This window comes from Glaciecola sp. SC05, from assembly GCF_041380235.1.
Classification (GTDB): Bacteria; Pseudomonadota; Gammaproteobacteria; order Enterobacterales; family Alteromonadaceae; genus Glaciecola.
Genome location: NZ_JBGIYY010000017.1, coordinates 91,613 through 106,276, shown reverse-complemented (window position 1 = coordinate 106,276; position 14,664 = coordinate 91,613). Strand labels below are relative to the sequence as shown.

The 14,664-nt window shown below is 42.1% G+C and carries 17 protein-coding genes; 12 read left to right on the top strand and 5 right to left on the bottom strand.

Going from position 1 to position 14,664, the window contains the following annotated elements; all coding sequences use genetic code 11:
* Positions 1–466 precede the first annotated feature (466 nt).
* The 8 genes from AB9H30_RS15310 to adk all read left to right on the top strand — a co-directional run bounded on the left by AB9H30_RS15310 (position 467) and on the right by adk (position 7,741).
* Positions 467–601, top strand: coding sequence for a hypothetical protein (locus tag AB9H30_RS15310; RefSeq protein WP_371195567.1), 135 nt, complete (start codon positions 467–469; stop codon positions 599–601).
* Between the two features lie 27 nt (positions 602–628).
* The gene (apt, locus tag AB9H30_RS15305; protein ID WP_371195566.1) at positions 629–1,165 is read left to right on the top strand and encodes an adenine phosphoribosyltransferase; all 537 of its coding nucleotides are present in this window, start codon (positions 629–631) and stop codon (positions 1,163–1,165) included.
* A gap of 5 nt (positions 1,166–1,170) precedes the next feature.
* A complete protein-coding gene (gene dnaX / locus AB9H30_RS15300; protein WP_371195565.1) occupies positions 1,171–3,396 on the top strand; it encodes a DNA polymerase III subunit gamma/tau in 2,226 nt (741 codons plus the stop codon).
* Positions 3,397–3,430: 34 nt separating this feature from the next.
* Entirely contained in the window at positions 3,431–3,757 is a 327-nt protein-coding gene (locus tag AB9H30_RS15295) for a YbaB/EbfC family nucleoid-associated protein (protein ID WP_371195564.1), read from the top strand.
* Position 3,758: 1 nt separating this feature from the next.
* Entirely contained in the window at positions 3,759–4,040 is a 282-nt protein-coding gene (locus AB9H30_RS15290; protein WP_371195563.1) for a hypothetical protein, read from the top strand.
* Between the two features lie 159 nt (positions 4,041–4,199).
* Positions 4,200–4,799, top strand: a complete 600-nt coding sequence (recR, locus tag AB9H30_RS15285) for a recombination mediator RecR (protein WP_371195572.1) — start codon at positions 4,200–4,202, stop codon at positions 4,797–4,799.
* A gap of 179 nt (positions 4,800–4,978) precedes the next feature.
* Positions 4,979–6,901 carry a molecular chaperone HtpG gene (gene htpG, locus AB9H30_RS15280; RefSeq protein ID WP_371195562.1) on the top strand — a complete coding sequence of 641 codons (1,923 nt, stop codon included), beginning with the start codon at positions 4,979–4,981 and terminating at the stop codon, positions 6,899–6,901.
* A 192-nt stretch (positions 6,902–7,093) separates the two neighbouring features.
* Entirely contained in the window at positions 7,094–7,741 is a 648-nt protein-coding gene (gene adk, locus AB9H30_RS15275) for an adenylate kinase (RefSeq protein ID WP_371195561.1), read from the top strand.
* Between the two features lie 167 nt (positions 7,742–7,908).
* Here adk and AB9H30_RS15270 read toward each other — a convergent pair whose 3' ends face one another.
* From AB9H30_RS15270 to AB9H30_RS15260, 3 genes are all read right to left on the bottom strand, one after another.
* On the bottom strand, positions 7,909–8,382 hold the full coding sequence (locus tag AB9H30_RS15270) for an NYN domain-containing protein (RefSeq protein WP_371195560.1): 474 nt from the start codon (positions 8,380–8,382) through the stop codon (positions 7,909–7,911).
* A 224-nt stretch (positions 8,383–8,606) separates the two neighbouring features.
* Positions 8,607–8,855 carry a DUF6482 family protein gene (locus AB9H30_RS15265; RefSeq protein ID WP_371195559.1) on the bottom strand — a complete coding sequence of 83 codons (249 nt, stop codon included), beginning with the start codon at positions 8,853–8,855 and terminating at the stop codon, positions 8,607–8,609.
* A gap of 67 nt (positions 8,856–8,922) precedes the next feature.
* On the bottom strand, positions 8,923–9,420 hold the full coding sequence (locus tag AB9H30_RS15260; RefSeq protein ID WP_371195558.1) for a DUF2244 domain-containing protein: 498 nt from the start codon (positions 9,418–9,420) through the stop codon (positions 8,923–8,925).
* Positions 9,421–9,485: 65 nt separating this feature from the next.
* Here AB9H30_RS15260 and AB9H30_RS15255 point away from each other — a divergent pair, with 65 nt between their 5' ends.
* Both AB9H30_RS15255 and AB9H30_RS15250 read left to right on the top strand, forming a co-directional pair.
* A complete protein-coding gene (locus tag AB9H30_RS15255) occupies positions 9,486–10,382 on the top strand; it encodes a sulfite exporter TauE/SafE family protein (protein WP_371195557.1) in 897 nt (298 codons plus the stop codon).
* A gap of 25 nt (positions 10,383–10,407) precedes the next feature.
* Positions 10,408–10,629 (top strand): hypothetical protein, encoded by a 222-nt coding sequence (locus AB9H30_RS15250; RefSeq protein ID WP_371195556.1) that lies wholly within the window; start codon positions 10,408–10,410, stop codon positions 10,627–10,629.
* A 98-nt stretch (positions 10,630–10,727) separates the two neighbouring features.
* Here AB9H30_RS15250 and AB9H30_RS15245 read toward each other — a convergent pair whose 3' ends face one another.
* The gene (locus AB9H30_RS15245) at positions 10,728–10,964 is read right to left on the bottom strand and encodes a hypothetical protein (RefSeq protein WP_371195573.1); all 237 of its coding nucleotides are present in this window, start codon (positions 10,962–10,964) and stop codon (positions 10,728–10,730) included.
* On the opposite strand from AB9H30_RS15245, the gene trxC reads away from it, so the two are divergent.
* Positions 10,924–11,352: a thioredoxin TrxC gene (gene trxC, locus AB9H30_RS15240; RefSeq protein ID WP_371195555.1), complete on the top strand. Its 429-nt coding sequence runs from the start codon at positions 10,924–10,926 to the stop codon at positions 11,350–11,352. The two genes, AB9H30_RS15245 and trxC, sit on opposite strands and share 41 nt — an antisense overlap.
* Positions 11,353–11,387: 35 nt before the next feature.
* On the opposite strand, the gene AB9H30_RS15235 is transcribed toward trxC, so the two are convergent.
* Positions 11,388–12,344: an SDR family NAD(P)-dependent oxidoreductase gene (locus tag AB9H30_RS15235; RefSeq protein WP_371195554.1), complete on the bottom strand. Its 957-nt coding sequence runs from the start codon at positions 12,342–12,344 to the stop codon at positions 11,388–11,390.
* Positions 12,345–12,704: 360 nt separating this feature from the next.
* Between AB9H30_RS15235 and AB9H30_RS15230 the strand changes: the two genes are divergently transcribed.
* A complete protein-coding gene (locus AB9H30_RS15230; protein WP_371195553.1) occupies positions 12,705–14,663 on the top strand; it encodes a methyl-accepting chemotaxis protein in 1,959 nt (652 codons plus the stop codon).
* The last annotated feature ends 1 nt before the right edge of the window (position 14,664 follow it).

Here is a 14,664-nt window from a genome sequence, read left to right as displayed (position 1 = left end):
CCTGTCGTTACATGCTAGTCTTGGTGTTAACATTAGCTTACCTATCAAAACTGGTGTCTTTACGACAGTTATCTTTGAAGTAATAAATAAATAATTACTTGCTTTAAGTTGCTCCTAAGTACTTAAAGAAATCAGATTAACTAGTTTTAGGCAGTTGCTAATAACATCTGACGCGACTTTTTTGTCAGTTTTGGCAATGAATAAAGTTCGTTGAAAGTCACCTTAACCACTATTCAATTAACGGTTAATTTGGAGCCTAAAAAAACATGGTCCTGTCATCAATGTTTTAGAAAAATTTGTTAGATGGATTTACTTATCTTAGTACGCTAAAGTGTTGGTGTTGTATTCTTTACAGACACTATTTATTTAGTCTATTACTAAACTATTTTGAAGCATCTTCCCTATTAATTTTGGCCTGAATCAAGTAGTATTCTCGGCTCTTTTTTAGAAGTATGAGAATGAGATAATGGCAAAAAACGAAGAGTTTAAAGAAGTTTTCAATTGGTGGTATTTGGTCGGGATTGTACTTGCTCTTGTAGCTTTTCCATTGACGCACATTCTTGCCGGTGTATACGTGTTCTTACTGAGTCATTCGATTTAAATTTTATAATACATACAAGGAAACAACGTGACTACAGAGTTAATCAAACAAGCAGTAACCACTATTGTTGACTATCCAAAGCCCGGCATCTTGTTTCGTGACGTTACCAGCGTATTGCAACAATATGAGGCTTTTCAGACATGTATTGATATGTTGAAAGAGAACTACAAGGGTCATACGTTTGATAAAATTGTTGGCACGGAAGCTAGAGGTTTCTTGTTTGGAGCACCATTGGCGCTTGCAATGGGGATTGGCTTTGTACCAGTGAGAAAACCACGCAAGTTGCCTAGAGAAACAATTTCTGAGTCTTACGAGTTAGAGTACGGCACTGACGTGTTGGAAATTCATAAAGATGCGATTAGCCCTGGCGACAATGTACTGATGATTGATGATCTTCTTGCTACAGGCGGTACTATAATCGCCACAGCTAATCTGATTCGCAGGTTAGGCGGTAAGGCAGACCACGCTGGGTTTGTTATTTCACTACCGGGAATTGGGGGCAATGCAAAAGTGAGAGCAGCCAACATTACGCCATATTGCATCTGTGAATTTGAAGGCGATTAAACTGAATGAGTTATCAAGTACTAGCACGAAAATGGCGTCCTCAAACCTTCTCTGAGTTAGTGGGGCAGCAACATGTCGTGGATGCAATAACGAATGCGCTTGATAACAATAAACTGCATCACGCCTACCTGTTTACGGGTACGCGAGGCGTTGGTAAAACCACAATAGCTAGGATCTTTTCAAAGTCCTTAAATTGTGAAGAAGGTCAAAGCGCAAATCCTTGTGGGAAATGCGGTACCTGTCTAGATATTAGCGAAGGTCGTTTTGTCGATTTATTAGAAATTGATGCAGCATCAAGAACGAAGGTAGAAGATACTCGAGAGTTACTTGATAACGTTCAGTACAAACCAACCCGCGGCAAATATAAAGTGTACCTGATAGATGAAGTACACATGCTCTCTAAACATAGCTTTAATGCGCTGTTAAAAACACTTGAAGAGCCACCTCCTCACGTGAAATTTTTACTGGCCACTACTGATCCGCAAAAACTACCGGTTACGATCCTGTCTCGTTGTTTACAATTTAGTTTAAAGTCCCTCAGTAGAGAGCAAATACAAATACAATTGGCCGCTATACTCGACGCTGAAAACCTCATTTTTGAGCTACCAGCGTTGTCACAAATTGCGAGAGCAGCGGCAGGCAGTATGCGAGATGCGCTTAGTTTGACTGACCAAGCCATTGCGCAAGGAAATAATCGGGTCACTTTAGATACCGTTGTCAGTATGCTAGGTTTGCTCGATAAAAATCAGGTGTTACGTCTCGCTAAATGCATATGTGAGCGAGATGCTGATAATGCCATGAGACAGCTCGACGAAATATGTGCTGATTCGCCCGATTACTCTCAAGTGCTTTCTCAGTTGCTGGGGCTTCTGCATCAGATTGCTTTGACCCAAATTGTGCCAGATATTTGCAAACTTGATACGACCGTAGCAAAACCGATATATACGCTTTCTCAAGCAGTAAGCGCTGAACACATTCAATTGCTCTATCAAATCGCTTTAAATGGCAAACGCGATCTACCCTTTGCGCCCGATGCATTAACGGGTTTGCAAATGACTGTTATGCGAATGATTGCGTTCACCCCTGCTCAGTCAATAGCGTTGGAAGTAAGCGCGCCCCCGGCAGCAAGTGAGGCGCATACAGACAGTCACTCGGATGCAGTTGAGCAGAGTATCGAATCTGCGTCAGAGGCTTCTGCCACAAAGTCTAATGTTTCAACTGAAGTTTCGACCATGCAACAAGTCGAAGATACGATTAAAGAGCAAACACGACACCCTGAAGGGACTTCTTCGAGACCCCCAAACATTGTCACGGAGCTTCAAGGTTCTGTACAAAATGATCTTTCGCCGTTGCATCCTTTAAAGCCAACAAATGTCGATGAGCACGAAGATAGAAGCTCTCGGCACGAAACAATAGATGATGAACGAGCTGTCATTTCTGATCCAAATGAACATCAAAAAAGCCTAGGGCAAAATGAGCACGAAGAAGACGGAGTTTCTCAGCTTCAAAACTTATTCGATATGGAGCAAGATATTGCATCTTACGAACGTCAGGCGGCTGGAGACGACGATGTAAAAAAGTCTGAGACCCGTCCAGACGAAGCACTTTTTATGCCTTCGTCTAAAAACGTTAGTGAGTCTTTTTCAGAGCTTGATGCGCCAACTCCCTCAAAAATCGATGAGCCTATATATCTGGATGAAAACGTAACACTGGTAGATAAGCAGGATGCTGAGATTATTGAAGACTCAGATTCGAAAAGTGTCGCAGAGCAAGAGCTTCCACATATCGGCGAAATAATCAGTGCTAATGACCTAAGTGCTTATCTCGATAGCGGAGAAAAGTTGTTATTCTCAGCTCAAATTGATAAATGGAGTGCCTTTGTTGATAGCTTGAATGTGCGTGGTTTGGCGAGACAGCTTCTCATTCATGGACGCTCTCCTGGCATAAGAGATAACTGTCTCTTGCTTGAAATTAGTCAGTCTCATCACCACTTAAACGAACAAAGCAGTGTTAGTAGTGTTAAAGATGCATTACTAGCTAAGTTTGGCCGTGATATTGATTTGAAAGTTGAGTATTCAGAGGTTGCGAATACGCCTTATCAACTACAGTTAAAAATAGATGAAATGCGCTTAGCACATGCCAAGCAAGTAATTGAGTCTGACACCGCTATTCAAGAGGTGGTGAAGGCCTTTGATGCCAAAGTTATAGAAGACTCAATAGAATCAAGGTAACAAATTCTAAAATATACAATAATGAGAGGTTAAAATGTTTAAAGGCGGCATGGGCAACATGATGAAGCAAGCCCAACAAATGCAAGAGAATATGAAGCGAGCCCAAGATGAACTAGCAACTATTGAAGTATGCGGTGAATCTGGTGCTGGCATGGTAAAAGTTACCATGACCTGTAATCATAATGTTCGCAGAGTCGAAGTTGACCCAACACTGTTAGCTGACGACAAAGACATGTTAGAAGACTTAGTCGCTGCGGCAATAAATGATGCAGTGCGCAGAGTACAAGAGGCCACGCAAGAAAAGATGTCTTCAGTTACTGGCGGGATGAACTTACCACCAGGCTTTAAGATGCCTTTTTAATATGACGACTGTCGTTAACAAAAGCAGTGGGGATTTAAGTGTATCGGCTCACACATTAAAATCACTGTTGGGTATAAAGTTCTCTAGAGCCGGTCAGCGCCATGCAAGTGCAATGGATTTTAAGTCAGTAAATCATCTTCTTGATGCTTTGAAGATACAAGCAGTTGAGCGTGATTTTGATCAGTACATGGCAGTTTTGAAAGAAGAGATAATGTCCAATCATCAAATAACGATAAATGATGACTTGTTTGCCAAATTGCAAAAAGAGCTGTTACACAGGTAGATTAGCCAAGAAGCATTGCTACACTCTCTAGTATTAATATTTTCGACATTTTTGCTGCCTAATAATTTGATAAAAAGCAGTCCATCAACCTTCCACCTATTGAACTAAGCTTTAGCAGTGCTATGCTTGTAGGTATGTTGTTATTTGAGTATGTTTTTGATGTCTTTTAGTCCTTTGATCAGTGAGTTAATTAGCGCATTAAAATGCCTACCAGGAGTAGGTGCTAAAAGTGCTCAGCGCATGGCTTTTACTCTGTTAGAGCGCAATCGTGATGGCGCTATGAAACTCAGCGAAGCACTGCATGATGCAATGCAACATGTTAAAAACTGCGAACAGTGCCGAACGTTTGCAGAGCGTCCTCTGTGCGGAATATGTGCTAATCCTTCACGAAGCGAAACTGCACAAATATGCATTGTTGAGTCCCCTCAGGACATACTAGCAATAGAGCAAACCTCACAATTTAAAGGTAAGTATTTTGTATTAATGGGGCATTTATCTCCCATAGATGGCATCGGGCCGAGTGAAATTGGTTTACATATTTTACAAAAACGCTTATCTGAAGAGTCGGTTGAAGAAGTGATTTTAGCGACGAACCCAACCGTAGAGGGTGAGGCAACTGCGCATTATATTGGACAGATGTGCAAAACCCACAACATTCCAGCAACACGTATAGCGCACGGCGTGCCTGTCGGTGGCGAGCTCGAGTATATAGATGGCAATACACTTACCCATGCATTTACTGGTCGTCGCGCTTTTTAAGCCTGCTCAACATTCATCTATGGCAAGTCGATCGAGCCGCTGATGCTCTGACATTGACCAACACCTAGAAAAAATTCGTAATTTAATTTCTTTTTTCCATTGAAAAATAGCCCTTAGTCCGCACATCTAGGTCGTTGATAAATTAATTATTATAACCAATTCAAAGGAGATCCTTAGCAATGTCTGAGACTGTCCAACATGAGAAGCATGGTTTTCAAACTGAAGTGAAGCAACTGCTTCAGTTAATGATCCATTCACTCTACTCAAATAAAGAAATATTTTTACGTGAACTTGTTTCGAATGCTGCAGATGCTGCTGATAAACTTCGCTTTAAAGCCTTGTCAGACAATAAGTTATTCGAGGGTGATGGCGACCTAAACGTAAAAATCAGTGTGGACAAAGAAGCCGGTACTCTTACCATAAAAGACAATGGTATTGGTATGAGCAAAGAAGAGGTGATTGCTAACCTTGGTACGATCGCTAAGTCTGGTACAAAAGACTTTTTTAGCAATCTGTCTGGTGATCAGGCAAAAGATTCGCAGCTTATAGGGCAATTTGGTGTAGGTTTTTACTCAGCATTTATTGTTGCAGACCAAGTTACAGTCAATACTCGCGCCGCAGGAACAGACAAAAGTACTGGTGTTCAGTGGGTTTCTGAAGGCGAAGGTGACTTCTCTGTAGGCGACATCGAAAAAGCTGACCGCGGTACCGAAATTATTCTCAAATTGAAAGAAGACGAGTCAGAGTTTTTAGATGCATGGCGCTTGCGTTCAATTATTACTAAATACTCTGATCATATCAGTATTCCTGTGCAGCTATGGAAAGATGAAGTGCCGGAAAGTGAAGGTCCTGACGGTGAAAAAACACCTGCTGTGCCTGGTAAATGGGAATCTGTGAATAAGGCTACTGCGCTTTGGACACGAGATAAATCTGATATCTCTGATGATGAATATAATGAATTTTACAAACACGTATCTCATGACTTTGCTGATCCACTAACATGGTCGCATAATAAAGTTGAGGGTAAAACCGAATATACCTCACTGTTATACATCCCTAGTAAAGCACCTTTTGATATGTGGAACCGTGAACAGAAAAATGGCTTGAAACTTTATGTTCAGCGCGTATTTATTATGGATGACGCAGAGCAGTTTATGCCCAATTATCTGCGTTTTGTAAAAGGCTTACTAGATTCAAACGATCTTCCTTTGAATGTATCCAGAGAGATTTTACAGGATAATAAAATTACTCAAGCGATTCGTCAGGGATGTACCAAACGTGTCTTGAGCATGCTTGAAAAAATGGCCAAAAATGATCTCGAAACGTATCAGTCATTTTATGCAGAGTTTGGGAATGTTCTTAAAGAAGGTCCTGCAGAAGATTTTGCAAATAAAGACAAAATTGCAGGTTTGTTGAGGTTTGCATCTACGCACAATGACGGCAACGAACAAACCGTTTCATTGGCACAGTATATTGAGCGAATGAAAGAAGGCCAAGATAAGATTTATTATGTAACTGCGGATTCTTATCAAGCTGCACGGACTAGCCCGCATCTCGAGATTTTCCGTAAAAAAGGTATCGAAGTGCTGTTAATGGGCGAGCGTATTGATGAATGGTTAATGTCACACCTTAATGAATTTGAAGAAAAGTCTTTTGAATCTGCAGCAAGCGCAAAGGTTGATTTAAGCGATTTAGACGATGAAGAAACCAAACAAGCAAAAGAAAAAGCTGAAAAAGAAATTGAAGGCGTCCTTGCGCGTGCTAAAACCGCATTAGGCGAACGAGTTGAAGAGGTTAAATTTACTCACCGCCTTACTGACTCACCAGCTTGTATAGTTGCATCTGAAAACGGTATGACCACACAAATGGCTAAGCTAATGCAAGCAGCAGGTCAAGAGGTGCCGGAGCCGACTTATCATTTTGAACTTAACCCAGAACATCAGTTGGTAAAATTGATGGCAGACGTTCAGGATGAAGGCTTATTTAAGCAGTGGACTGAGGTGCTATTTGACCAAGCTAAGCTAAGTGAGCAAGGCAGCTTAAAAGAACCGGCTTCTTTTGTGAAAAATTTGAACAGTTTATTGGCAAGCTTGGTTAAGTAGTTAATAGTCCTGTAGTTTTTATAAATCTAAAATCATAAGCCAGCTTAAGTGCTGGCTTTTTCATATAAATAATGAATTAATTTACCTCATTAGCCTAAAGTCTGACCAATATCCTCGTTTTTTGCTTGTGATGCTTATACCTACAATGTACAGTTTCGTCAGACTTTGACTTTTGATATTGGAGAACGCTCAATGCGTATAATTCTTCTTGGTGCTCCGGGAGCCGGAAAGGGAACCCAAGCACAATTTTTGATGAATAAATTCGGGATCCCTCAAATTTCAACAGGTGATATGTTGAGAGGGGCAATTAAAGCCGGAACTGAAATGGGCCTTGCAGCTAAAAAAGTGATGGATGCTGGGCAATTGGTATCTGACGATATTATTATCGGCTTAGTTAAAGAGAGGATTGCTCAAGAAGACTGTGCCAACGGCTTCTTACTAGATGGCTTTCCGCGAACTATACCGCAAGCTGACGCGATGAAAGATGCGAATGTTACCGTTGACTACTGTATTGAGTTTGACGTGCCTGATGATGTTATTGTGGACAGGATGAGCGGACGACGAGTGCATCCAGCATCTGGACGTGTTTATCATGTTGAATATAACCCGCCTGCAGTCGAAGGTAAGGATGATGTTACCGGCGATGATCTGATGATTCGAGATGATGATCAAGAAGAAACCGTTCGCAGTCGCCTAGGTGTTTATCATGAACAAACGAAACCGCTTGTTAATTACTATGCCGCGGCCGCTGCAAAAGGTGATTGTGAATACATTAAAATCGATGGTACTAAGGCCGTAGAGAAAATCAGAGGCGAGCTTGAAGTGGTGTTGGGTAAATAAGATTTACGTTTATTTAAGATCTCAAATATAGCGTCGCTGTTTACCTAACAACCCTCAAATGGTTACTTACAATATATGGGGGTTTTTTAATGCAGTAGTCTAGGTGACTGGTGAATTGCAGAACTTATCGAATAGGTCTTAGTGTTAAAGAAATCCGCTGCAAATATCTATATCAACCATTTTTGGTCAATATCAATAAACTCTGAAGCCGAATTTATAAGGCCATTGGCGGTTAAATTGAGCACGCCATATACCGAGGTTTTGCAGCCATACTTTTGCTTCACTTTATCTAGCAGTATGGCAAAATCACCGTCGCCAGATAGCAGTATGATTTGGTCAACTGATGGCGCCGTTTCCATAACGTCGATGGTAATGCCCACATCCCAGTCACCTTTGGCTGAGCCGTCAGCTCGTTGAATAAAGGGTTTCAACTTTACTTCAAATCCGATGTGGCGTAAGGCGCTTTGAAATTTCTGCTGCTGTTGATCTGAACGATCAATTGCGTAAGCATATGCGATAGCGATATCGTGGTTGGCTGCAATACTTTTATAAAACTCTCGGTAGTTAAATGAACGTCCAAAGGTATCTCGAGTGGTGTAGTAGATGTTTTGTACATCAACAAAAACGGCGACTTTGCTCAAGTGGATTTCCTATTATAACGATAATTGGCAGAGAGCTTATCAGGCTTGTTCACATAATACCTAACGTCGCTTTTGCAGCTTGCCTATTCGCTGTCAAAGTTGGGGTTCTGAACATTCGCCAAGAATAGCAATATCAGCTTATGAGGGGCGTATTATCAGATTTGCTATTCAATTTAAGCTGTTTTGAAAACACGCTTTATAGTCAATAGTAAGCTTATTCATTGCTAATCCCAATCCAGCTCAATTGTGAGTGTTTCATTTTGTGTTTCTAAACCGCACATTTCGTCATAGGGTGTTTTTTGCATAAGCCATACTTTCTCAAAAGTACGCCCAGAAAGTTGTTCCCTTAATTCTGATAGAGACTGAAATTGCATACTCCCGCGATACCCATCTTGTAAATACTCAGTACCCCGCTTATCGCCAATTGCTGCTAAGTAGGTTCCACCTTCGATGGATTCGATGAATAAGTTCATTGCGCACTTCCTTTTGTATTGGATGCATATAATAGGAACGCTTTGCTATACAAAAAGATCACGCTGCCTAAGTTTGCCACCATTTGTTGCGGCAAACTATCAGTCCAGCCTTATCAAGTGCGAGCTTTAGTTTTTCACGATCATCCTGATTTAAAAATGTGCCAATCTCCAATTTTCTGTGTGCTTGGCCTAAAGATATTCGGGGTAGATGCCAGCCTTCGTCGGCTTCCCAGTAATATACAAATAGCTCCTCTCGTTCAAACTCATGACTCTCTTCTACCTTCTTAATGCCCCATTCAACAGTGACTGTGTTTGCCGCAATCCGAATCACCTGTTTGCTATATGTAAATTTTGATACCTTATACATCAATAGGGCAAAAAGCCCTACCTCCAAGCCCGCAAAAGGCAGAACAATCCACGCGCCCATAAAGGTCCACGCCAGCGCGATAATCATCACAACAGCAACCATTACGGCGATAACAACCTTGGTGTGCTGCCAAGTTGCCGACCGATTTGGTGATAATGTGATAACGGTGTGGTTAGATTGTGTTTCAGTGACTACCATCCCAGTAAACCTTATGTATAATCGCGTAGCATTTTTAAATTCACCTTAAATGACAGGCGTTTCCATTGTTAACCAGTATTGTCCAAACAATCAACAATCACAGAGTCAAATGGCTGTTATTCAGCCTTTGGTGTGTATTGTTGAGTGTCCAGCCCGATTTATATTCGTTAATTACTGAATACGTGGGTTTTGTGTTTTTGGGTGTATTGGGCGCTATATTTGCAAACTCAACGGGAGCCGGCGGCGGTGTAGTATTTGTGCCTTTTTTCAATCAGTTTGCACTATCGAACCACACTATTATTGCGACGAGCTTTGCCATTCAGTGTTGCGGGATGACCGCTGGGGCCATTACCTGGTACAAACACTATAAACAGCATCATTTGAAAGATTCGCAATGGTCTATGCTCGGAAACGGACTTATGGTAACCGTGCCTTTTTCGGTTATGGGGATATTAATTGCTCAGTTTGTTTTGGGACATTACACCGATGCCATTCAAGGCTCACTGCATTTATACTTTGGGCTCTTTTCTATCGTATTGGCGATAGCTATTTATGGCTCCATCCCGTTGATGAAGCGAACTGCTTTCTTACATAAATTGCTGAGCATGGATATGCTTGCTTTGGGGATTATCTCTTTAGGTGGCGGCGTTGTTACCGCTTGGCTATCTGTGGGAGTGGGGGAGTTAGTGGCGGTATATTTAATTTTGCGAGGTTTTAACATCACCCTAGCCATCGCATTAGCCGTTATACTCAGCGCATTTAGCGTATGGTCAGCGATTGCTTACCATATTGCAGTTTCAGGCCAAGTATATTGGCAAATAGTAATGTTTGCGGGGGCAGGCGCGATAGTTGGGGGCATGATCGCAAAACATGTAGTATTATTTTTTTCGCCTGTGAAATTAAAAATATTTTTTGCAACATGGGTGTTGGTGATGGGCTTAGCGGGACTTCCGCTTTTTTAAAATTTTAAATAGAGGAACAACCGATATGCGATTATCAGCCGTGTTTGGCTTTGGTGACGCGCCTAGTGCCAACCGCTTTCTGCATGACGTGAATTCAAACTCTGAGTTGGAGCACGCTAATGCTAAGCTATTTGATCGCGACAAAGTCCGGATTGTCTATTTGGTTCAGTCAAACGCGTATGACAACACAATGTCGCTGTTAGACGACTTATCTTCACAATACGGTGGTAAAGAGGTAGAAGCATGACGATAGCGCTTACAAGGTCGCCATTAATTCTATGATAGATGCGATAACGGCAAGTAATACAAAGCCAATGACCATTCTATCAGTCAGCGCAGCCGCATTTACATCATTGTTTTGCCAACGGCTGTTGCTTGAGGGTGGGTGTCGGTCAACCAAGTGTGTAAAAGTGGGAAGGCGGCTTGAATACCAAAGGCAAATAAGAAAACATAAGATGCGGTAGATTGCACCTCTATTTTGGTAATGGCAATTGAACGTGTATCATTTACGACACATTGATAGATGAAATAAGAAGACGTTATGCATATTGTTTGTGCTGCTTGCGATACGACTAATCGCATACCACCTGAGAAAAAATTATCCGATGCTAAATGCGGCAGATGCGGTATGGCTGTTTACGAGCATGCGCCAATTGAACTGGGAGAGGCCAATTTTTTCAACTACATTGAGAAGAATGACTTACCTATCATAGTAGACTTTTGGGCCGACTGGTGCGGTCCGTGCAATGCCATGGCGCCAGCGTTTCGCTCGGTGGCGCAAGACTCAGAAGGCTTATTGTTTGCAAAAGTTGATACGCAAGCGTCGCAGCAAATTGCGACCGAGGCAGGAATTCGTTCATTACCTACCTTAATATTTTTCCATAAAGGTGAAGAAATTGACCGAGTATCTGGAGCTTTGCGAGAGTCTCAAATAAAACAATGGATAATGCAGTGCATCAGCAAACTCTAATGCCTACTGATGCGTTGCACGGCTCAAAAGACTTATTATTTTTGTTTGTCGGCCAGCGCTTTATCCAGCATTTCGACTAGCTGCTCTCTGCTGTAGCTGTAAGGACCCCATTGATTGAGTTCAACGAGCTGTTGAATTTTTGTACCAATGGTAAAAGCCTGCTCATTTTGGTTAGGAGTCACCACATACCTGCGCAAGGGTTTGTCATCAAATAATGCGTGCATGTATGCTGTGGATACTTCATCAGGCAGTTTGTAAGACAATTCACGCGCTTCGGTATCGGCATACATCTTTTGCATTGCTGGCGTAATTTCGCCGCCCGCCGCTTCTATTTTTGAGAAGGCTTTAAGTACGCTACTGCGACGAATAAACGACTGATAATTACCGGGTTCAATCACGCTCACTTTCACGCCTAGCGGTTCCATTTCCATTGCTAGGGAGTCAGTAAAGGCTTCAATCCAGTGCTTGCTGCCACTATAAGCGCTAAGTCCACCACGGGTAATAGTCCCAGCGATAGAGCCAGTAGTCGTGATACGTCCTTGCGATTCAATGATCATCGGTGCAAAGGCTTTGGTGACTCGGTATACGCCTTCCACATTCACGTCAAAAAGAACACTCTGATCTTCTATTGCAGTATCTAGCACAGAGCCACCACCACCAATGCCAGCATTATTTACCAATGCGTAAAGGCCTGTGCCTCTAGCTTCTATTAGGGCAACTACCGCATCAACCTCGTCTTGCTTGGTGACGTCAAGTTTCACAGCGGTGATGTTCTCAATTGCGTTCAAAGCAATGATATCTTTTTCTTTTCGCGCGCCTGCATATACATGGTGGCCATTGCGTGCAAGCGTTTCTGCAAGATTGCGCCCAATTCCAGTGCTTGCTCCTGTCACTAATACCGACTTCATACCGTTTGCGGCTGAGTCCTCTGCCATTGCTGGCTGAAAGACTATAGCTAACAGCAAAATAATTGAAAATTGAATTCGTTTCATAAAAAATCCTTGCAGCTCCAACTGCAGTTTATCGTCAAATTTAAAGAGTCGGAAGCATAGCCAGTATGACTCGCTTATGCAATGTATCAAATTACGATGACAGCTCTACCGCGTCTGTCGGTAAAGTCATCTACTGCTTAATATTTTTAAAAACATGTCGATAACTACTAATGGTCAGCGAATCCAGCTCTGTATGAGTCTGTCGAGGTCATCGCGCTAAATTTTGCGCAGCTAAAACGCTTTGATAGCTACGTGGTTATGCAAATCAACATCTTGTTGTGCAATAAACGATGTGAAATTGGAAATGACAATTCGAGCGTTAATTAAAATGATATTTACCTTACACGCTTAGGAGACACAATGTTAAATCGCTTTACCTTAAAAGGTCAGCTTACCTTATCGTTCAGCTCACTTCTTATACTATTGAGTATCGTTGTGGTGCTTTCAGTATACGGTCTCTTAAAGAGCCAAGATAGTTTTGAAGAATATACCGAGCTTGCAACCGATACTAATTTGGCCGGTAATTTGCAATCAAACATGCTGTTAACGCGCCTGCATGCAACCGCATATATTAATCAGGATACGCCAGAGACGCTCGCCCTTTACCAAGAACGCCTAGATAATACCCTAAGGCTTTTAGATGAGGCGTCTCAGCAGATAACATCACCAAAGCGTTCTGCTAAAATTGCTGAGGCAAATAATCTAATCAATGACTATCTCGAGAGCTTCGACCAGGTTGTTTCACTTATTGCCCAGCGACACGAGCTTATTGATGGTCAATTCATTCCAACGGGGCGTGCTATGCGCGTTGCTTTGACTGATCTCATTGACTATTCCTACGCCAAAGGTGATTTTGTGCTGGTTAGACAAGCCAGCACCACCTTAGAGTCGCTGCTCCTCGGACGTCTTTACGCAAATAGATTTCTGGTTAGTAATTTATCGACAGATTTAGAGCGAGCTCAGCTAGAGCTTTCGAGAATAGACACTGCTGGATTGAAGTCTGCTGTGGCAGAAAATATCAGTGCCAACAATAATGCGCTAGTGACTCAGTTTGAACAATATTATCAGCAATACAACGTGATATTGAGTGAAGTCAGCCAGGTGATTTATCAGCGAAATAGCATTATTGACAATACGTTAAATGTCGTTGGTCCAAATTTTGAGGTGTTATTGGAAGACGTTAAAATCTCCGTGAAAGCTGACCTAGAAGCCTTAGGTACAGTTGCCCAAAGTTCGACCCAAAATACCGTGTTATTAGTGGCCGCATTCGGATTGTTAAGTATTATCCTTGGGTCAATTGCTGCTATTGTTTTACCTAAACTGATCCGCAAACCCATTGGCGGTGAGCCTAAAGACATCAGTCTAATTACCACTACCATTTCAAAAGGTGACTTAACGCAGACTTTCGAGAATGCAGATAGCGCTACCGGTATCTACAAAGCCATTATAAACATGAACAGCAATTTACAAAGGCTAATAAAGGATATTGTTGTGGCAGTCGGCTCAATTGCTCAATCTGCAAATAATTCAGCCGACGTCGCTAAAATGACCAGCGATGCAGCGAGTGAGCAAAAGGAAAGAACCGCATTGCTGGCCACCGCAATTACCGAAATGCTCTACAGTAATAAAGAAGTGGTGCATTTGTCTGAGCAATCGGAACAAAAAGCTCAGGATGCACAAACACAAATAAATGATGGCAAAGTCATTGTGCAAAAAACCGCAGATTCTATTGGTTTGCTGGCCAATCAAATGAACAATGCAATTGAAATGGTGAAATCTTTAGAGCAACGTAGCCAAGAAATTGGTTCAGTCATTGAGGTGATTAATAATATCTCTGATCAAACTAACCTATTGGCACTAAATGCAGCTATTGAAGCTGCTAGAGCGGGCGAGCTTGGGCGAGGGTTTGCCGTTGTAGCCGACGAAGTCAGAACACTAGCACAGCGAACGCAGAGCTCAACGAGCGAAATTCAAAGTACCATCGGCTCATTGCAAAGCGGCATCACCTCAGTGGTAAAAAGTATGGAGGATTGCGGCACCGAGACGCAAGAAACCGTTAAACAATCGGACGCGACCAATGATTTGCTTGATCTAATGCTGTCATCAATTACCGCAATAACGCATATGAACAGTCAAGTGAAAGAGGCCGCGCAAGAGCAGTCAAACGTAATGGCAGATTTAAATCAAAATGTAACGGCCATTGCCGATTCTTCAGACTTAACCGCAACAGCAGCGAACAATACTTCGCAAGCAGCTCAAGAAATGTCGACACTGTCGGAAGGTTTACGTCGATCAATCATTGGCTTTAAGGTTGAGTAAT